The sequence below is a fragment of the uncultured Streptococcus sp. genome, from assembly GCF_963516515.1.
GTDB lineage: Bacteria > Bacillota > Bacilli > Lactobacillales > Streptococcaceae > Streptococcus.
Genome location: NZ_CAUQCJ010000013.1, coordinates 12,400 through 30,995, shown reverse-complemented (window position 1 = coordinate 30,995; position 18,596 = coordinate 12,400). Strand labels below are relative to the sequence as shown.

General features: G+C 41.0%; 18 protein-coding genes. 14 read left to right on the top strand and 4 right to left on the bottom strand.

All coding sequences use genetic code 11. The features are described 5' to 3' along the window. The 4 genes from RYL77_RS04190 (at position 1) to deoD (ending at position 5,424) form a co-directional block, all read left to right on the top strand. Positions 1-561, top strand: a complete 561-nt coding sequence (locus RYL77_RS04190; RefSeq protein ID WP_315010092.1) for a DUF1697 domain-containing protein — start codon at positions 1-3, stop codon at positions 559-561. Next, entirely contained in the window at positions 558-1,367 is an 810-nt protein-coding gene (locus RYL77_RS04185) for a purine-nucleoside phosphorylase (RefSeq protein WP_315010090.1), read from the top strand. The genes RYL77_RS04190 and RYL77_RS04185 overlap by 4 nt, the downstream gene beginning before the upstream one ends. A gap of 234 nt (positions 1,368-1,601) precedes the next feature. Beyond that, positions 1,602-4,331, top strand: coding sequence for a thiol-activated cytolysin C-terminal domain-containing protein (locus RYL77_RS04180; protein ID WP_315010088.1), 2,730 nt, complete (start codon positions 1,602-1,604; stop codon positions 4,329-4,331). 382 nt (positions 4,332-4,713) lie between these two features. Continuing rightward, positions 4,714-5,424 carry a purine-nucleoside phosphorylase gene (gene deoD / locus RYL77_RS04175; protein WP_315010112.1) on the top strand — a complete coding sequence of 237 codons (711 nt, stop codon included), beginning with the start codon at positions 4,714-4,716 and terminating at the stop codon, positions 5,422-5,424. Positions 5,425-5,449: 25 nt separating this feature from the next. Here the strand turns inward: deoD and RYL77_RS04170 are convergent, their stop codons facing one another. From RYL77_RS04170 to coaA, 3 genes are all read right to left on the bottom strand, one after another. Further along, on the bottom strand, positions 5,450-5,974 hold the full coding sequence (locus RYL77_RS04170) for a DNA topology modulation protein (protein WP_315010086.1): 525 nt from the start codon (positions 5,972-5,974) through the stop codon (positions 5,450-5,452). A 52-nt stretch (positions 5,975-6,026) separates the two neighbouring features. After that, complete coding sequence (rpsT, locus tag RYL77_RS04165) at positions 6,027-6,263, bottom strand: 30S ribosomal protein S20 (RefSeq protein ID WP_001274000.1); 237 nt, start codon at positions 6,261-6,263, stop codon at positions 6,027-6,029. Between the two features lie 67 nt (positions 6,264-6,330). After that, the gene (gene coaA / locus RYL77_RS04160; protein WP_061589980.1) at positions 6,331-7,251 is read right to left on the bottom strand and encodes a type I pantothenate kinase; all 921 of its coding nucleotides are present in this window, start codon (positions 7,249-7,251) and stop codon (positions 6,331-6,333) included. Positions 7,252-7,451: 200 nt separating this feature from the next. Here coaA and RYL77_RS04155 point away from each other — a divergent pair, with 200 nt between their 5' ends. The 9 genes from RYL77_RS04155 (at position 7,452) to RYL77_RS04115 (ending at position 15,815) form a co-directional block, all read left to right on the top strand. After that, a complete protein-coding gene (locus RYL77_RS04155) occupies positions 7,452-7,856 on the top strand; it encodes a hypothetical protein (RefSeq protein ID WP_315010085.1) in 405 nt (134 codons plus the stop codon). A gap of 205 nt (positions 7,857-8,061) precedes the next feature. After that, positions 8,062-8,652, top strand: coding sequence for a class I SAM-dependent methyltransferase (locus RYL77_RS04150; protein ID WP_315010083.1), 591 nt, complete (start codon positions 8,062-8,064; stop codon positions 8,650-8,652). Then, positions 8,649-9,926, top strand: a complete 1,278-nt coding sequence (locus RYL77_RS04145) for a pyrimidine-nucleoside phosphorylase (protein WP_315010081.1) — start codon at positions 8,649-8,651, stop codon at positions 9,924-9,926. Before RYL77_RS04150 ends, RYL77_RS04145 begins: the two co-directional genes overlap by 4 nt. A gap of 19 nt (positions 9,927-9,945) precedes the next feature. Further along, positions 9,946-10,608, top strand: coding sequence for a deoxyribose-phosphate aldolase (gene deoC / locus RYL77_RS04140; protein WP_315010079.1), 663 nt, complete (start codon positions 9,946-9,948; stop codon positions 10,606-10,608). After that, on the top strand, positions 10,595-10,984 hold the full coding sequence (locus tag RYL77_RS04135) for a cytidine deaminase (RefSeq protein ID WP_000246089.1): 390 nt from the start codon (positions 10,595-10,597) through the stop codon (positions 10,982-10,984). The genes deoC and RYL77_RS04135 overlap by 14 nt, the downstream gene beginning before the upstream one ends. Positions 10,985-11,073: 89 nt before the next feature. Continuing rightward, the gene (locus RYL77_RS04130) at positions 11,074-12,126 is read left to right on the top strand and encodes a BMP family protein (protein ID WP_315010076.1); all 1,053 of its coding nucleotides are present in this window, start codon (positions 11,074-11,076) and stop codon (positions 12,124-12,126) included. A gap of 143 nt (positions 12,127-12,269) precedes the next feature. Then, a complete protein-coding gene (locus tag RYL77_RS04125; RefSeq protein WP_045611410.1) occupies positions 12,270-13,805 on the top strand; it encodes an ABC transporter ATP-binding protein in 1,536 nt (511 codons plus the stop codon). Next, positions 13,798-14,856, top strand: coding sequence for an ABC transporter permease (locus RYL77_RS04120; RefSeq protein WP_315010074.1), 1,059 nt, complete (start codon positions 13,798-13,800; stop codon positions 14,854-14,856). Before RYL77_RS04125 ends, RYL77_RS04120 begins: the two co-directional genes overlap by 8 nt. A gap of 2 nt (positions 14,857-14,858) precedes the next feature. Continuing rightward, the gene (locus RYL77_RS04115; protein ID WP_315010072.1) at positions 14,859-15,815 is read left to right on the top strand and encodes an ABC transporter permease; all 957 of its coding nucleotides are present in this window, start codon (positions 14,859-14,861) and stop codon (positions 15,813-15,815) included. 38 nt (positions 15,816-15,853) lie between these two features. Here the strand turns inward: RYL77_RS04115 and plsY are convergent, their stop codons facing one another. Further along, positions 15,854-16,495 carry a glycerol-3-phosphate 1-O-acyltransferase PlsY gene (plsY, locus tag RYL77_RS04110; RefSeq protein WP_315010069.1) on the bottom strand — a complete coding sequence of 214 codons (642 nt, stop codon included), beginning with the start codon at positions 16,493-16,495 and terminating at the stop codon, positions 15,854-15,856. Between the two features lie 135 nt (positions 16,496-16,630). Here plsY and parE point away from each other — a divergent pair, with 135 nt between their 5' ends. Beyond that, complete coding sequence (gene parE / locus RYL77_RS04105) at positions 16,631-18,580, top strand: DNA topoisomerase IV subunit B (RefSeq protein WP_315010067.1); 1,950 nt, start codon at positions 16,631-16,633, stop codon at positions 18,578-18,580. The last annotated feature ends 16 nt before the right edge of the window (positions 18,581-18,596 follow it).

Sequence of the window (18,596 nt, the reverse complement as noted above, 5' to 3'; positions counted from 1 at the left end):
ATGACGCGCTATGCTTTACTGGTGAGAGGCATTAATGTTGGTGGTAAGAATAAGGTCGTCATGGCGGAACTTCGTCAAGAATTGATAGAGTTGGAACTTGAAAATATTGAAACCTACATCAACAGTGGCAATATTTTCTTTACTTCTACAGAACCCAAAGCCCAATTGGTTGAAAAGTTAGAGACTTTCTTTGAAAGTTATTATCCATTTATTCAGAGTTTTTCTTTGCTGAGTCTAGAGGACTTTGAAGCGGAACTTGAAAATCTGCCTGAATGGTGGACAAAAGACTTGGCACGAAAGGATGTCCTCTTTTATACTGAGGGCTTGGATGTGGACCAAGTCATTGAGACAGTTGAAAACTTAGAGCTGAAAGATGAAGTGCTTCATTTTGGTAAACTTGGGATTTTCTGGGGAAAGTTCTCTGAAGAATCTTACTCTAAGACTGCCTATCACAAGCACCTGCTCAAGATGCCACTTTATCGCCACATTACCATTCGCAATGCAAAAACTTTTGACAAAATCGGTCAATTGCTAAAAAATAAAAAAGGAGACACACAATGACATTTTTAGACAAAATCAATGAAACAGCTGCTTTCCTGAAAGAAAAGGGAATCCAAGCGCCTGAGTTCGGTCTAATCCTTGGGTCAGGACTTGGAGAACTGGCAGAAGAAATTGAACATCCAGTTGTAGTAGACTATGCTGAGATTCCAAACTGGGGCCGTTCAACAGTAGTTGGTCACGCTGGTAAATTGGTATATGGTGAACTGGCAGGTCGCAAGGTCTTGGCTCTTCAAGGTCGCTTCCATTTTTACGAGGGAAATTCTCTGGAAGTCGTGACTTTCCCAGTTCGTGTGATGAAAGTTCTCGGATGTGAAGGTGTCATTGTAACCAATGCAGCTGGTGGTATTAGCTTTGGTCCTGGTACTTTGATGGCTATCTCAGACCATATCAATATGACGGGGCAAAACCCATTGATGGGTGAAAACTTGGATGATTTTGGTCCACGTTTCCCAGATATGTCTAAGGCCTACACACCAGAATACCGTGCTACTGCCCATGAAGTGGCTAAAAAACTTGGTATCAAGCTTGATGAAGGTGTCTATATCGGTGTTACTGGTCCAACTTATGAAACACCAGCAGAAATTCGTGCTTATAAGACACTGGGAGCGGATGCAGTTGGTATGTCTACTGTTCCTGAAGTTATTGTGGCAGCCCACTCAGGCTTGAAAGTTCTAGGAATTTCATGTATTACTAACTTTGCGGCTGGTTTACAAGAAGAACTCAACCACGAGGAAGTTGTAGAAGTAACTGAACGTGTCAAAGGCGATTTCAAAGGCTTGCTGAAAGCGATTCTTGCAGCACTATGAGAAAGAAAAATAAGTGTGAAAACTTCTCTATAAAGTAGAAGATGAATGAAATACTTAACTTCTATATAGAATTATAATATGAAAAATGAATGAGGTTCCTATACTTTTATAAACCTCTTCAAATCCTTGCTAACAAAGTATAAAAATGAAATCGTGATGCTAAAGGAGATTAGCTGATTGGAGAATATTGTTGGTAAAGAGGGTGAAAAAAATAAAAGAAAGATATATGTATAAATGAAAATTGGTCAACAAATTATGCGTTTTGGCATAAAAAAATTAAGTATCGGAGTTGTATCTGTAGCAGTTGGTTTTGCTTTTATAGTACCAACAGGTGTTTCTGCCAATGAAGGAAATCATGGTCTGAAAAATGGAGGCTCTGTATCAGTAGTAGCAAAGGATAGTTCCATAAAAGAAAACACTGATAAAAAACAGGAAGTATCTATTACAGAGGAGAAAGCTACAGCTACTCAATCAACTTTAGAAACAAAAGAAGTTATTACACATGGGAAAGAAAAAGCAGGAGAAGAATTATATAAGAAAGAATCTGCTGTGCCTCATGAGGAATTGAAGAAAGAGGAAATTCTAAAGGATGAGCCGAAAAATTCTCGTCCAGTAACAGAGGCAGACTTTGTCAAAATTTCTAAAGGAGAACTCCATGTAGAGAAGGATCTTGTAGATAATTCTTTATACGGTGGAAAATTTTTAGATCCTGATGGCGATGATGATCATGATGGAATAAAAAATAAGGATGAATTGTATATTTACAATAAAGATGGGAAAGACTATTTAGGTTACCATAGCCATCCATTACTAGCAGATAGTGATGGAGATGGATTAGCAGATGGAGAAGATGATAACAAGAAACAATGGTATGTCACAGATCGTGATTCCCTCCTTTTTATGGAGTTGGCTTATCGTGATGATGATTACATTGACAAAATTCTAGATCATAAAAATCCTTTTCCAAGTCTTTATCTTGATCGTCAAGAATATAAAATGATGCACAATGAGTTAGCCCCATTTTGGAAGATGAAAAAGGCTTATCATACAGCAAGTGGCTTGGATGCTTTCTTGTTTGAAACTAAGAGTGATCTTCCTTATTTAAAAGACAATACTGTTCAAATGTTGGCTATTCGTGGAACGCGAGTTAATGATGCCAAGGATTTAAGTGCAGATTTTGTTTTGTTAGGAGGAAATAAACCAGCACAAGCAGATGATATTCGTAATGTTGTGAGAGAGCTTGCTTTAGATTCAAGTATTACCAATCTTTATATGACAGGGCATTCTTTAGGAGGCTACTTAGCTCAAATAGCGGCAGTTGAAGCTTATCAGAAATATCCTACTTTTTATAATAATGTTTTGAAAAAAGTTACGACATTTAGCGCTCCTAAAGTAATTACTTCTCGAACTATTTGGAATGCTAAAAATGGTTTCTGGGATGTAGGGTTAGAAAGTCGTAAGTTGGCTTTATCTGGAAAAATAAAACATTATGTGGTTGATAATGATAATGTTGTGACATCTTTGATTCGTAATGATAATGATATTGTAACCTTTACAGGTAACTCTAGTTTCAAGCACCGTTCGCGTGGTTATTTTGAAAGTAGAATGAATGCTATCCCGAATTTTAATATTGGAAAACGTGATACGCTTGATAAACAGGGATATCGTGATCAAAAATTGGACAACGTTTATTTCTTTAAGAAACAACAAGTCCCTCTGTCATCTAGTCAACCAAGTGTTGAACCTCTTGAAAATATAGCTCTAGGGAAACGAGTAACTCAAAGTTCGACAGCTTTTGGAGGAGATGCTAGAAGAGCAGTTGATGGGAAATTAGATGGAAATTACGGACATAACTCTGTCACTCATACAGATTTTCAATCAAAACCTTGGTGGCAAGTCGATTTAGACAAGGAAGAAACGATTCGCCAAATTAATATTTACAATCGAACAGATGCTGCTCAAGATAGACTGACTAATTTTAATGTGATTCTTTTGGATAGTTTTGGAAAAGAAATTGAAAGAAAGCGCATTGCATACTTGCGAGATAGTTCCGCTCAGATTTCAATTGATTATAAGAAAGCTCGTTTTGTACGCATTGAGTTAGATGGATATAACGCTCTCAGTCTTGCAGAAGTTCAGGTTTTTCGTGCTGAAAATATTGCTTGGAAAAAACAAGCACGTCAAAGCTCTACTGATTTTGGTGGAGATGCTAGTCGTGCCTTGGATGGCAACACCAATAGTAGTTATAGCCAGCAATCTATCACTCATACTAAGTTTGAAAATCAACCTTGGTGGGAAGTTGATTTAGGTCGTACGGAACAGGTTGGGCTTGTCCGACTTTATAATCGTGGGGATGGAGAACTTTCTAAACGTCTCTCAGACTTTGATGTGATTTTATATGATGAAAAAGGGACAGAAGTTGCTAGACAATATGTTTCTCGTTTAGAAGGAAGCAGTTTAGATCTCCAGTTGAATGGTAAATTAGGTCGCCGTGTTCGCATTCAATTGCGTCAAAAAAATCAAGCTCTCAGCCTTGCAGAAGTAGAAGTTTTTCGATTTGTAGCTAAAAATAATGTAACTACTCAAGCTTCTAAGCCTGTACAACTGTTAAACTACACTCCTGTAAAAGATAAGACCCTAACTATCCAACATAGTGGAGCTTACATTGCACGTTATTCAATATCGTGGGAAGAAGTTACAGTAGATAAAAATGGTCAATCAGTTGTCCGAAGTCGTTCTTGGGAAGGGAATGGGCGCAATCAGATCGCAGGCTCTATCCTCAATCTCCCAATTAAGTCTAATATGCGCAATCTTCGAATTAAGATTGAGAAAAGAACTGGTCTTTTTTGGAATAGATGGCAAACAATCTATGATAATAGACCAATTCTTGCACAAGCCCATCGAAAAATCACTCACTGGGGAACAACATTGAATTCTAAGGTGAGTGATGACGATGTCTTATAATCTGATGATACAATGACAGTTAGGTTGTCTAGCTTATAAGGAAAGTACTAGCTGATTTTGAACAGAATTCAGGTAGCTTTCTATGAGAGAAAAAAATAAAACAGAAAGGTAGAGTGAAGTGTTCTAATTTGAACACGAGCGGAAAACTTGGAAAATAGATAATCTGACTGAGAAATCAGGATTTCTCGTCAGATTCCTAATTTTCAGTCGTTTTCTTGTCGCTCTCTAATCTTCATAAAATAAAGAAAGGATGGGTAAACCGTATTTGCTGAACTGAATACGGGCGGAGAACTGTGTAAAAAAGATAAACTGTCTAGCATCTGCGATGCGTCGTCAGTTTCCTATTTTTACTTTGTTCTCTGTCGCCCTTTATATCTTAATTATGTCTATCCATATTGCTGCTAAGCAGGGTGAAATTGCTGATAAAATTCTTCTTCCTGGGGATCCTCTTCGTGCGAAGTTTATTGCGGAGAATTTCCTTGAAGATGCTGTTTGTTTTAACGAAGTGCGTAACATGTTGGGTTACACTGGTACTTACAAGGGTCACCGTGTATCTGTTATGGGAACTGGTATGGGAATGCCATCTATTTCGATTTATGCGCGTGAGTTGATTGTTGACTACGGTGTGAAAAAATTAATCCGTGTGGGAACTGCGGGTTCTTTGAATGAAGATGTCCACGTTCGTGAATTGGTTTTGGCGCAGGCAGCTGCAACTAACTCAAACATCGTCCGTAATGACTGGCCACAGTACGATTTTCCACAAATCGCTAGCTTTGATTTGTTGGATAAGGCCTACCATATCGCTAAAGAACTCGGTATGACAACCCATGTTGGGAACGTTTTATCATCTGATGTCTTTTACTCAAACTACTTTGAAAAGAACATCGAACTTGGTAAATGGGGAGTCAAGGCTGTGGAAATGGAAGCAGCGGCACTCTACTATCTGGCAGCCCAACATCATGTTGATGCGCTAGCTATTATGACTATTTCTGATAGCTTGGTCAATCCAGATGAAGATACAACTGCAGAAGAACGCCAAAATACCTTCACCGATATGATGAAGGTTGGTTTGGAAACCTTGATTGCAGAATAATTATAGCAAAAAAGGAAGCCCTTCTTTATGAATTGGAGGACTTCCTTTTCTTATCCAGAAATTGGTCTATCTCTTTTTGTGATCTGAGGATGACCACTTTATATGGATAGTTTTTTTGAATCCACTTGTAGCGTTCCTTAGCGGATTTGCTCCGTCCGTCCCAGAGAATCCATCTGATAAACTCCCAATTAAATTGTTCTTGACAACCAGCTGCCATACTTTCTCTGACCTTGCCTCGGTATTTGAGGTATCGTTTAAAGGCTCGAAAGAGACAGGTCAATGGCGAAAAATTAAGAAAGATGATTTGGTCAGCTTCCTGCATTCTTTCTTCGTAATAGCACCAAGAATAATTCCCATCAATGACCCAAGCTTCATGCTTGGTGAGAAAGCTTTTCATCTCGGTCAACATCCATTCGCGGTCACTGTCTTGCCAACCAGGTTGAAATTGGAGTGTGTCCATATGAAGTTTTGGGATGGAGTAGTAGTGAGACAACTTTTCTGCTAGAGTTGACTTACCAGCACCAGAATATCCGATAATTGCGATTTTCATTTTCTACCTTTTCCTATTTGGAGACAAAAAAACAGCCTCTATGGACTGTTTCTTATTTAGCAAGTTTAGCTGAAAGACGAGCTTTATCGCGGCTTGCTTTGTTTTTGTGAATCAAACCTTTAGTTTCTGCTTTATCGATAGCTGAGCTAGCAGCACGGAAAAGTTCTTCAGATGGGTTTGCTTCGAAAGCTTTGATAGCAGTACGCATAGCTGATTTTTGAGCTGAGTTCTTTTCGTTTTGTTTAACGTTCAATTCAGCGCGTTTGATAGCTGATTTAATGTTTGCCAATGTTCTTACCTCCATATTTACTAACTATACCATTATATCTGAAAACTTACGTTTTGACAAGGGAAAATTATTTTTTTAAGTAAATTTCATCGATTTCATGGTTCTTTGTTTTATGAAGAATCACTTCCGCACGATTTCTGGTTGGTTCAATATAATTTTGTAGATTTGTGAGATTGATACTGGTCCAGACCTGATGGGCAAAGGATTCCACTTCCCCAATCGGCATTTGTGTAAAACGATAATAGTAGCTATCAGGGTCGTTTTGAGCTAGGCTCAACATTTTCAAGAAACGGTCCAGATACCAACTCTCGATGTCATCGACTGCAGCATCAACATAGATGGAAAAGTCAAAGAAGTCAGTAATATAGAGACGCTCGTTTTGTGGATTTTGAAAGACATTTATTCCCTCGACAATCACAAAGTCAGCAGCTTTGACGCTTTGCTTTTCCTCAGGAACAATGTCATAGACCTCATGAGAATAGACAGGAATATCCACATCTTGACCATTTTTGATCCGATCCAAGAAGTTGAGGAGTGATTCCATATCATAGCTTTCAGGAAATCCCTTGCGATTTAAAATCCCCTGCTCAATCAAGGTCTGATTGGGATAGAGAAAGCCGTCAGTTGTTACCAACTCAACCCTAGCATCTGTAAGTGTACGGGAAAGTAGGATTTGCAGTAGGCGACTTGTAGTGGATTTTCCAACGGCAACACTCCCAGAAACCCCAATGATAAAAGGTTGAGATTTGCTTTCACGTTGGAGGAAAATTCCTTTTGAAAAGGCCAAATCATCCTTGGTACGCTTGTAAATCTGGATGAGATGGGCTAGGGGAAGATAGACATCGGTTACATCCTGCAGACTAATCTGGTCATTAAAACTCTTGATGGATTCTAATTCCTCTTCTGTCAAAGGAGGTGTTGTCTTCCGATGTAAAGATTGCCAAGTCTGGCGGCTGATTTTTTCAAAATGTAAAAATTCGTTGGTCATTTGTTTTCCCCTAGATATTTTGTCTATCATACCATAAAAAGCTAAAAAAATAAAGCGGTTTCTTGATGATAATAAGACAATATCGTATAATAGAGGTAGATAGAGGTTGACCAATTAATTGATGAAGTAGGAGATAGTTTCTACTGATTTGTAAGCTTATAAAGGGGGCTTTTTAGTTCACAACTTATAGGAGGTGTACTATGAAAATCTTGAAACGTTACATATTGGAATTCTGTTTTATTTTAAGTTTTGCACTACCTTTTTTAAAAGGAGCGAATGCGGATAATGGTAGACGTTTTGTGGAAACCTATTACGGTTTTACTTTTTTGATGGAACATGCCATTGTAACAGCTGTCTTTATCTGTTCGCTCTTGATTGCTTTCTTCCTAAAAAAACGGTGGACGAAATGGCTTGCTGCTGGTAGTTATGTCTTCTTAGTTCTATGGATTGCTACAGAGGGTTATTTCTTCCGCATGTCACTAGAAGATTTGATACGACTTTGGACAAGTTTGGAATTCCTGACAAAAACGTATCAGTTGGGCTTTTATCTAAACATCCTGTTGGGAATTTTGTTGATAATAAAGTATTTGAAGGTTAAGCAATAGTCATAAAAATGAGCCTAATTATAGATGATAAATTTGTTGTTTTATCCTGATTATGATATTTCTAGTTCTAAATGGCTTATTATTTATAAGTGTTTAAAGAGATTGAAGAAAATGTTTTACTGACTAGCTTTCTTCAGTCTTTTTCGTTTTATTATCAATTTGTAAACGATTTACAATTTAAGTCAAATTATGGTAAAATAGTTTCATGAGTAAAATGTATTATGCAGAGAATCCTGACGCTGCTCACGACATTCATGAGTTGAGAGTGGACTTGTTGGGAGAAAAAATGACCTTTTTGACGGATGCGGGTGTTTTTAGCAAGAAAATGGTTGACTTTGGCAGTCAACTCTTGCTCAAGTGTCTAGAGGTCAACCAAGGAGAGACTGTCCTGGATGTAGGCTGTGGTTATGGGCCTTTGGGCTTATCCTTGGCTAAGGCTTATGGGGTTCAGGCGACCATGGTCGATATCAATAATCGTGCCTTGGATTTGGCGCGACAAAATGCTGAACGAAATAAAGTAGAAGCGACGATTTTCCAGTCCAACATCTATGAACAAGTTGAAGGACATTTTGACCATGTCATTTCTAATCCCCCTATCCGTGCGGGTAAGCAGGTGGTTCATGAAATCATTGAGAAAAGTAAAGATTTCTTGGAAACTGGTGGGGATTTGACAATCGTTATTCAGAAAAAACAAGGGGCTCCAAGTGCCAAGTCCAAGATGGAAGAGGTGTTTGGCAATTGTGAAGTCGTCAAAAAAGATAAGGGATACTATATCCTTAGAAGTGTGAAAGAATGAGAGCAGTTGATTTAATCCAAAAGAAACGAGATGGTCAAGAACTGACTTCGAGTGAAATTGAATGGCTGGTAGAAGGCTATGTGTCAGGAACTGTTCCTGATTATCAGATGTCTGCTTTTGCTATGGCTGTTTATTTTAAAGGAATGACGACTAGAGAAATCTCTGATTTGACTATGAAGATGGTCAAGACCGGGCAAGAGTTTGATTTATCCGCTATTGATGGGATTAAGGTTGACAAGCATTCTACTGGTGGTGTTGGTGATAAGGTGACCTTGATTTTGGCTCCTCTTGTTGCTAGTTTTGGTGTGCCTGTGGCAAAAATGAGTGGTCGTGGTCTCGGCCATACAGGCGGTACGATTGATAAATTGGAGTCTATCAAGGGCTATCAAGTCGAGCGCACCCAAGAGGAGTTTATTCGTCAAGTGCAGGATATTGGTGTATCTGTCATTGGGCAATCAGACCAGCTGGTCAAAGCAGATAAGCTTCTCTATGCCCTTCGTGATGTGACCGCAACTGTCGACACGATTCCTTTGATTGCGAGTTCGGTGATGAGCAAGAAAATTGCGGCAGGAGCGGATGCTATTTTGCTAGACGTAACTGTCGGTGAGGGTGCCTTCATGAAGACGGTTGATGAGGCGCGCGAATTGGCTCAAACCATGGTGGAACTTGGTAAGGCAGTTGGTCGAAAGACGGTAGCAGTGATTACCGATATGAGCCAACCCTTGGGAAGAGCGATTGGAAATCGCCTTGAAATCCTTGAGGCACTGGAGATTTTACAAGGTCAAGGCCGTCAGGATATTACCCATTTTATATGCGAATTGGCACAAATCATGCTTGGTTTGGCTAATGTGGACAAGACAGTGGAGGAAGTTCGGCAACATCTTGAAAATGGTAAGGCACTGGCTAAGTTTGAGGAGATGGTGCAAGCCCAAGGTGGAGACTTGGAAGATCTCTATCGGCCTGTCAATGTGGACCATGTGATGGAAATCCCTGCTCAGGAAACGGGCATTGTCTCAGCTCTTCCAGCAATGGAATTTGGACTTTATGCTATGAGACTGGGGGCAGGCCGTGCAGTCAAGTCTGATGCCTTGGACTATGAAACTGGAATTGTTTTTGAAAAGAAGGTTGGCGACTCCGTTCAAAAGGGAGAAATTGTTGCAAAAGTATACACAAATGGAAAAATTTCTCCTCAGCTAGTTACAGATTTTCAAAAATATGTTAAAATGAATGACAGGGTGCAAAGTTTACGAGAAATTATAGAAATTATCTCATAAACTGCAGGAGAATCCGAATATGAAATTTAATAAATATATCGATTATACGCTTTTGAAGCAAGATGCAACAGAAAAACAAATTGATTGTTTGTTGTCTGAGGCTAGAGAGTATGATTTTGCTAGTGTTTGCGTTAATCCGATCTGGGTTGAACATGCTAAAAAAGGGCTTGAAGGTACAGATGTCAGGGTCTGTACAGTAATAGGTTTTCCTCTGGGAGCAACAACTTCGGTTGTGAAAGCTTTTGAAACCAAAGAAGCTATTCAAAATGGTGCGGATGAGATTGATATGGTGATCAATGTCGGTGCCCTCAAATCGGGCAATCTTGATTTGGTTGAATCTGATATTCGCGCAGTAGTGGAAGCAAGTGGTGACAAGTTAGTGAAAGTCATTATTGAAGCTTGCCTGCTGACCAACCAAGAAAAAGTTGTGGCTTGCCAATTAGCCCAAAAAGCAGGAGCTGATTTCGTTAAAACATCTACTGGCTTTTCAACTGGTGGTGCTACGGTAGCAGATGTTACATTAATGCGTGAAACAGTTGGACCTGATATGGGAGTCAAGGCTGCTGGTGGAGCTCGTTCTTATGCAGATGCTCTTGCCTTTGTGGAAGCAGGTGCGACCCGTATCGGAACGTCAGCTGGGGTAGCAATTCTAAAAGGAGAATTGGCAGATGGCGACTACTGAGTTGATTGAACTGGCAATTGAAACCAGCAAGCATGCCTATGTCCCCTATTCTCACTTTCCTATCGGAGCAGTTTTAGTGGCAAAAGACGGAAGTGTTTACACGGGAGTGAATATCGAAAATGCTAGCTATCCTTTGACCAATTGCGGTGAGAGAACAGCCATTTTTAAGGCTGTATCTGAAGGTCAAAGAGAATTTTCAGAGCTGATTGTTTATGGTCAAACTGAAAAACCAATCTCACCATGTGGTGCTTGTCGCCAAGTAATGGTCGAATTTTTTGAACAAGATCTAAAAGTGACCTTAGTCGCAAAAGATAAATCGACGGTCGAGATGACGGTCGGGGAATTACTTCCATATTCTTTTACAGACTTAAACTAGTCTGAGTCGCTCTCTGAGTGGCACGGTCCTTGTGGCCAACCAATCCATACTTGCAACATCGTTGCACATTTTATTTAGGAGGTTCAGTAATGAACAAGAAACAATGGCTAGGCCTTGGTCTAGTTGCAGTGGCAGCAGTTGGACTTGCTGCATGTGGTAACCGCTCTTCTCGTAACGCAGCTTCATCTTCTGATGTGAAGACAAAAGCAGCAATCGTCACTGATACTGGTGGTGTTGATGACAAATCATTCAACCAATCAGCTTGGGAAGGTTTGCAAGACTGGGGTAAAGAACATAATCTTTCAAAAGATAAAGGTTTCACTTACTTCCAATCAACAAGTGAAGCTGACTACGCTAACAACTTGCAACAAGCGGCTGGAAGTTACAACCTAATCTTCGGTGTTGGTTTTGCCCTTCACAATGCGGTTGAAGAAGCAGCTAAAGAACATTCTGACTTGAACTATGTCTTGATTGATGATGTGATTAAAGATCAAAAGAATGTTGCGAGCGTAACATTTGCTGATAACGAAGCTGCTTACCTTGCAGGTGTTGCAGCAGCTAAAACAACTAAAACAAAACAAGTTGGTTTTGTAGGTGGTATTGAGTCTGAAGTTATCTCACGTTTTGCAGCTGGATTTAAAGCTGGTGTTGAGTCAGTAGACCCATCTATCAAAGTTCAAGTAGACTACGCTGGTTCATTTGGTGATGCTGCTAAAGGTAAAACAATTGCAGCAGCACAATACGCAGCTGGTGCAGACGTTGTTTACCAAGCAGCAGGTGGAACAGGTGCTGGTGTCTTTGCGGAAGCAAAATCACTCAACGAAAGCCGTCCTGAAAGTGAAAAAGTTTGGGTTATCGGTGTTGACCGTGACCAAGTAGCAGAAGGTAAATACACTTCTAAAGATGGTAAAGAATCAAACTTTGTTCTTGTATCTACTTTGAAACAAGTTGGTACAACTGTAAAAGATATTTCTAACAAGGCAGAAAAAGGTGAATTCCCTGGCGGTCAAGTGATCGTTTACTCATTGAAAGATAAAGGGGTTGACTTGGCAGTGACAAACCTTTCAGAAGAAGGTAAAAAAGCTGTCGAAGATGCTAAAGCTAAAATCCTTGATGGAAGCGTAAAAGTTCCTGAAAAATAATGGATGGAAGTCATTTCTTAGGAAGCGGCCCTCGGCCGCTTTTTTAAGAGTTGAGACAAAGTCATTTTGTCTCAGTAAAGCTTGCTACTAGACAAACTAGCAAGTTTTATTGAAATAAAATAAGACTCTGAAAGGAAGAGCACATGGCACACGAAAATGTCATTGAGATGCGTGATATTACCAAGGTGTTTGGTGAATTTGTTGCCAACGACAAAATCAACCTTCACCTACGAAAAGGTGAAATTCATGCACTTTTAGGAGAAAATGGGGCTGGAAAGTCCACGCTCATGAACATGTTAGCAGGGCTTCTTGAACCAACCAGTGGTGAAATTGTGGTCAACGGTCAAGTTGTCAACCTCGACTCACCATCTAAAGCAGCTAGCTTGGGAATCGGAATGGTTCACCAGCACTTTATGTTGGTAGAGGCCTTCACAGTGGCTGAAAACATCATTTTAGGAAGTGAATTGACTAAAAATGGTGTGCTAGATATCGCTGGAGCTAGCAAAGAAATCAAGGCTCTTTCTGAACGTTATGGCTTAGCTGTTGACCCTTCTGCCAAGGTAGCAGACATCTCAGTTGGAGCCCAACAACGTGTAGAAATTTTAAAAACCCTTTATCGGGGGGCTGATATCCTTATCTTTGACGAACCAACGGCGGTTTTGACTCCATCAGAAATTGATGAGTTGATGGCTATTATGAAAAATCTTGTCAAAGAAGGAAAATCAATTATCTTGATTACCCACAAGTTGGATGAGATTCGTGCAGTTTCTGACCGCGTTACAGTTATCCGTCGTGGGAAATCAATTGAAACCGTCGAAATTGCAGGAGCTACCAATGCTGATTTGGCAGAAATGATGGTAGGACGTTCTGTTTCCTTTAAAACAGAGAAGCAAGTCTCTCAACCAAAAGAAGTGGTCTTGTCAATCAAAGATTTGGTGGTCAATGAAAACCGCGGTGTCCCAGCTGTTAAAAATCTGTCCTTGGATGTTCGTGCTGGAGAGATTGTTGGTATTGCGGGGATTGATGGAAATGGTCAGTCTGAACTCATTCAAGCCATTACAGGCCTTCGCAAGGTTGAATCTGGTAGTATTGAGCTAAAAGGAGATTCAATTGTAGGCTTGCATCCACGTCAGATTACAGAGTTGAGTGTTGGACACGTTCCAGAAGACCGTCATCGTGATGGTTTGATTTTGGAAATGATGATTTCTGAAAATATTGCCCTTCAAACCTACTACAAAGAACCACATAGTAAAAATGGAATTTTGAACTATTCAAATATTACTTCTTATGCTAAAAAGCTAATGGAAGAGTTTGATGTTCGTGCTGCCAGTGAATTTGTTCCTGCAGCTGCACTCTCAGGAGGAAATCAACAAAAAGCAATTATTGCTCGTGAAATTGATCGAGATCCTGATCTCCTTATCGTCAGCCAACCAACTCGTGGTTTGGATGTCGGTGCCATTGAATATATCCACAAACGCTTGATTGAAGAGCGTGATAATGGCAAGGCTGTCCTTGTTGTCAGCTTTGAACTGGATGAGATTTTAAACGTCTCAGACCGTATTGCCGTTATCCACGATGGTAAGATTCAAGGTATTGTATCACCAGAAACAACCAATAAACAAGAACTTGGTGTCTTGATGGCTGGTGGAAACTTGGGAAAGGAGAAGAGTGATGTCTAAAAAATTACAACAAATTTCGGTTCCCTTGATTTCTGTCTTCCTAGGAATTTTGCTCGGGGCCATTGTCATGTGGATCTTCGGTTATGATGCTATTTGGGGCTACGAAGAATTGTTCTATACAGCCTTTGGTAGTCTACGCGGGATTGGGGAAATCTTCCGTGCCATGGGGCCTTTGGTCTTGATTGGTCTTGGCTTTGCCGTTGCCAGTCGTGCTGGTTTCTTTAACGTCGGACTTCCTGGTCAGGCTTTAGCAGGTTGGATTCTCAGTGGTTGGTTTGCCCTGTCGAATCCAGATATGCCACGTCCTTTGATGATTCTAGCAACTATCGTGATTGCCTTGATTGCTGGTGGGATTGTCGGTGCCATTCCAGGTATTCTTAGAGCCTATCTAGGGACATCAGAGGTTATCGTAACCATCATGATGAACTACATTGTCTTGTATGTGGGAAATGCCTTTATCCATGCCTTTCCTAAAGACTTCATGCAAAGTACAGATTCGACGATTCGTGTCGGAGCTAATGCAACTTACCAGACACCTTGGTTGGCTGAGTTGACTGGTAACTCGCGGATGAATATCGGTATTTTCTTTGCTCTCATTGCCGTTGCAGTCATTTGGTTCATGCTCAAGAAAACAACTCTTGGTTTTGAAATTCGTGCAGTTGGTCTTAATCCACATGCTTCAGAATATGCTGGTATTTCTGCCAAACGAACTATTATCCTATCAATGATTATTTCAGGTGCCTTGGCAGGTCTTGGTGGAGCTGTTGAAGGTCTGGGAACCTTCCAGAACGTCTATGTTCAAGGGGCATCATTAGCTGTCGGATTTAATGGGATGGCGGTTAGTCTGCTTGCGGCCAACTCACCAATTGGTATTCTCTTTGCAGCCTTCCTATTTGGTGTTCTCCAAGTTGGAGCCCCAGGTATGAATGCGGCGCAGGTACCGTCTGAGCTTGTCAGCATTGTAACAGCGTCTATTATCTTCTTTGTCAGTGTTCATTACCTTATCGAACGCTTTGTCAAACCGAAAAAACAAGTTAAAGGAGGTAAGTAAAGATGTCTATTACAACCTTGCTCACCCTCTTGGTGTCTTCTATGCTGATTTACTCAGCACCCCTCATCTTTACAAGTATCGGTGGTGTTTTCTCTGAACGTGGTGGTGTGGTAAACGTCGGCCTGGAAGGAATTATGGTTATGGGTGCCTTTTCTGGAGTTGTCTTTAACCTTGAATTTGCAGAACAATTTGGAGCAGCAACTCCATGGCTATCCTTGATAGTTGCAGGATTGGTTGGAGGTCTCTTCTCTATCATCCACGCAGCAGCAACGGTTCATTTCCGTGCAGACCATGTTGTCAGCGGTACGGTATTGAACTTGATGGCGCCAGCCTTGGCTGTTTTCTTAGTGAAAGTCCTTTATAACAAAGGACAAACCGACAACCTAAGTCAGACTTTTGGACGCTTTGATTTCCCAGTCTTGGCAAATATCCCAGTGATTGGTGATATCTTCTTCAAGTCAACTAGTTTGCTAGGTTATATCGCGATTGCCTTCTCGTTCCTTGCTTGGTTTATTCTCTTCAAAACGCGCTTTGGTCTTCGTCTCCGCTCTGTCGGTGAACATCCTCAAGCAGCGGACACCTTGGGAATCAATGTATATAAAATGAAATATTTAGGGGTTATCATTTCAGGTTTCCTAGGTGGAATTGGCGGAGCGATTTATGCTCAATCCATCTCAGTTAACTTCTCAGTGACAACTATTGTTGGACCTGGATTTATCGCCCTTGCTGCGATGATCTTTGGAAAATGGAATCCAATCGGAGCCATGCTTTCTAGTCTTTTCTTTGGACTTTCACAAAGTTTGGCTGTTATCGGTTCTCAATTGCCATTCCTACAAGGAGTGCCTGCGGTTTATCTTCAAATCGCACCTTATGTTTTGACTATTCTTGTCTTGGCAGCCTTCTTTGGAAAGGCAGTCGCACCAAAGGCAGATGGTATCAACTACATCAAATCAAAATAAGCATACAAAAAAACGTCAGTTCATTCACAACTGGCGTTTTATTTTTTAGGATTTTGATGGGTTAGGTTCAATCCCCAAGGGACTAAATTTTCAGTCTTGTTTTTGATACGAGCGATATTATCCTTATGACGAATGATAATCAAACTGGCAAGTGCTAGGATAATAGCGATGAATAGAGGGTCATAGTTGCTCAGGATAAAACCAAAAAGTGGAAAGAGTAGAACTCCGATGACGGCTGCGATAGATGCTGTGACACTAGACAGCGAAATCATACTACCAAGATAGAGGGTTCCAAAGAAAACAACCGCTAGATAGAGACAGAAGACAGGCGCAAATCCAAAAATCACACCAGCGCTGGTTGCGACAGCCTTGCCACCCTTAAATCCTGCAAAGATAGGGAAGGTATGTCCAATGACAGCCAAAAGTCCAAAGATGAGAGGCGAGACGCCTTGCAGATGAAAGATAATAGGCAGAAGCGTTGCTAGTGTTCCTTTGAAAAAGTCAATGACAAAGGTCGCCATACCAGCTTTCTTACCTAAAATGCGGAAGGTATTGGTTGTCCCTGTGTTACCAGAACCATGCTCACGCAGATTTGTCTGAAAGAAAATTTGTCCAATCCAGAGACCAGACGGAATCGAACCCAGCAGATAGGCTAGGATTAATAAAACTATTGTAATCATACTCCTATTATATCATGAATTGGGAAAGAAAGGCAGAGAATCTCTGCTGAAATTGTCACATCGGAGAAAGAAAAATTTTGCAAAATCCTTGGAAAACCTGTAGAATAGTAAAGATGAACGAATAGGAGGTTCCTTGTGTCAAAAAAGGAAATCAATATTAACAATTATAATGATGATGCCATTCAGGTGTTAGAAGGGTTGGATGCCGTCCGTAAACGTCCAGGGATGTATATTGGATCGACTGATGGGGCAGGTCTCCATCACCTCGTCTGGGAAATTGTCGATAATGCAGTCGATGAAGCCTTGTCTGGATTTGGTGACCGTATTGATGTCACCATTAATAAAGACGGGAGTTTGACTGTGCAAGACCATGGTCGTGGGATGCCGACGGGTATGCACGCTATGGGAATCCCAACAGTTGAGGTTATCTTCACCATTCTTCATGCTGGAGGGAAATTCGGTCAAGGGGGCTACAAGACATCTGGTGGTCTCCACGGAGTTGGTTCTTCCGTTGTTAACGCTCTTTCAAGTTGGCTGGAAGTTGAAATTACCCGTGACGGGGCAATCTATAAGCAATGTTTTGAAAATGGTGGAAAACCTGTCACGACTTTGAAGAAAATCGGTACAGCGCCCAAGTCTAAAACAGGTACTAAAGTCACCTTCATGCCTGATGCGACCATCTTTTCTACGACAGACTTCAAGTACAATACTATTTCAGAGCGTCTTAATGAATCAGCCTTTCTCTTGAAAAATGTGACCTTGTCCCTGACGGACAAGCGAACAGAGGAAGCGATTGAGTTTCATTATGAAAACGGAGTTCAGGACTTTGTTTCTTACCTCAACGAAGACAAGGAAACCTTGACACCAGTTCTGTACTTTGAGGGGGAAGATAATGGTTTCCAAGTGGAAGTTGCTCTCCAATACAATGATGGATTTTCAGATAACATTCTGTCCTTTGTCAATAACGTTCGCACCAAGGACGGTGGGACGCATGAGACAGGACTTAAGTCTGCCATTACCAAGGTTATGAATGACTATGCGCGTAAGACAGGTCTTCTCAAGGAAAAAGATAAAAATCTTGAAGGTTCCGACTATCGTGAAGGACTAGCAGCCGTTCTCTCTATCTTAGTTCCTGAGGAACATTTGCAGTTTGAAGGTCAGACAAAGGACAAACTTGGAAGTCCACTAGCTCGTCCTGTTGTGGATGGAATAGTGGCTGATAAGTTGACTTTCTTCCTCATGGAAAATGGGGAGTTAGCTTCCAATCTCATTCGTAAGGCTATCAAGGCCCGTGATGCTCGCGAGGCGGCTCGCAAGGCGCGTGATGAGAGCCGTAATGGTAAGAAAAATAAAAAAGACAAGGGCTTATTGTCTGGGAAATTAACACCTGCCCAGTCCAAGAATCCAGCTAAGAATGAACTCTATCTAGTCGAGGGGGACTCTGCCGGCGGTTCTGCCAAACAAGGTCGTGACCGCAAGTTCCAGGCTATATTGCCCCTTCGTGGTAAGGTTATCAATACAGCTAAAGCCAAGATGGCGGATATCCTCAAAAATGAAGAAATCAATACCATGATTTATACTATAGGTGCGGGTGTGGGGGCTGATTTCTCCCTTGAAGATGCCAACTATGACAAGATCATTATCATGACCGATGCAGATACAGATGGAGCCCACATTCAAACACTTCTCTTAACCTTCTTTTATCGTTACATGCGTCCTCTAGTCGAGGCAGGTCATGTCTATATCGCCCTTCCACCTCTTTACAAGATGTCCAAAGGCAAAGGAAAGAAAGAAGAAGTGGCCTATGCTTGGACAGATGGCGAGTTAGAAGAACTCCGTAAGCAGTTCGGTAAAGGAGCAACACTCCAACGATATAAAGGTCTTGGTGAGATGAATGCGGATCAGCTTTGGGAAACAACTATGAATCCAGAAACTCGTACCCTTATCCGTGTCACCATTGAAGACCTGGCTCGCGCCGAACGCCGCGTCAATGTCCTCATGGGAGATAAAGTCGAACCACGCCGCAAGTGGATTGAAGACAACGTCAAATTTACGCTGGAAGAGAGTGGGGAGATGGTGTTTTGAAAGAAGTACATATAAA

What these genes read in the sequence shown, in the direction of transcription:
- RYL77_RS04190 (WP_315010092.1), top strand. Translation starts at nt 1, where the DNA reads ATGACGCGCTATGCTTTACTGGTGAGAGGCATTAATGTTGGTGGTAAG.
- RYL77_RS04185 (WP_315010090.1), top strand. Translation starts at nt 558, where the DNA reads ATGACATTTTTAGACAAAATCAATGAAACAGCTGCTTTCCTGAAAGAA.
- RYL77_RS04180 (WP_315010088.1), top strand. Translation starts at nt 1,602, where the DNA reads ATGAAAATTGGTCAACAAATTATGCGTTTTGGCATAAAAAAATTAAGT.
- deoD (WP_315010112.1), top strand. Translation starts at nt 4,714, where the DNA reads ATGTCTATCCATATTGCTGCTAAGCAGGGTGAAATTGCTGATAAAATT.
- RYL77_RS04170 (WP_315010086.1), bottom strand. Translation starts at nt 5,974, where the DNA reads ATGAAAATCGCAATTATCGGATATTCTGGTGCTGGTAAGTCAACTCTA.
- coaA (WP_061589980.1), bottom strand. Translation starts at nt 7,251, where the DNA reads ATGACCAACGAATTTTTACATTTTGAAAAAATCAGCCGCCAGACTTGG.
- RYL77_RS04155 (WP_315010085.1), top strand. Translation starts at nt 7,452, where the DNA reads ATGAAAATCTTGAAACGTTACATATTGGAATTCTGTTTTATTTTAAGT.
- RYL77_RS04150 (WP_315010083.1), top strand. Translation starts at nt 8,062, where the DNA reads ATGAGTAAAATGTATTATGCAGAGAATCCTGACGCTGCTCACGACATT.
- RYL77_RS04145 (WP_315010081.1), top strand. Translation starts at nt 8,649, where the DNA reads ATGAGAGCAGTTGATTTAATCCAAAAGAAACGAGATGGTCAAGAACTG.
- deoC (WP_315010079.1), top strand. Translation starts at nt 9,946, where the DNA reads ATGAAATTTAATAAATATATCGATTATACGCTTTTGAAGCAAGATGCA.
- RYL77_RS04135 (WP_000246089.1), top strand. Translation starts at nt 10,595, where the DNA reads ATGGCGACTACTGAGTTGATTGAACTGGCAATTGAAACCAGCAAGCAT.
- RYL77_RS04130 (WP_315010076.1), top strand. Translation starts at nt 11,074, where the DNA reads ATGAACAAGAAACAATGGCTAGGCCTTGGTCTAGTTGCAGTGGCAGCA.
- RYL77_RS04125 (WP_045611410.1), top strand. Translation starts at nt 12,270, where the DNA reads ATGGCACACGAAAATGTCATTGAGATGCGTGATATTACCAAGGTGTTT.
- RYL77_RS04120 (WP_315010074.1), top strand. Translation starts at nt 13,798, where the DNA reads ATGTCTAAAAAATTACAACAAATTTCGGTTCCCTTGATTTCTGTCTTC.
- RYL77_RS04115 (WP_315010072.1), top strand. Translation starts at nt 14,859, where the DNA reads ATGTCTATTACAACCTTGCTCACCCTCTTGGTGTCTTCTATGCTGATT.
- plsY (WP_315010069.1), bottom strand. Translation starts at nt 16,495, where the DNA reads ATGATTACAATAGTTTTATTAATCCTAGCCTATCTGCTGGGTTCGATT.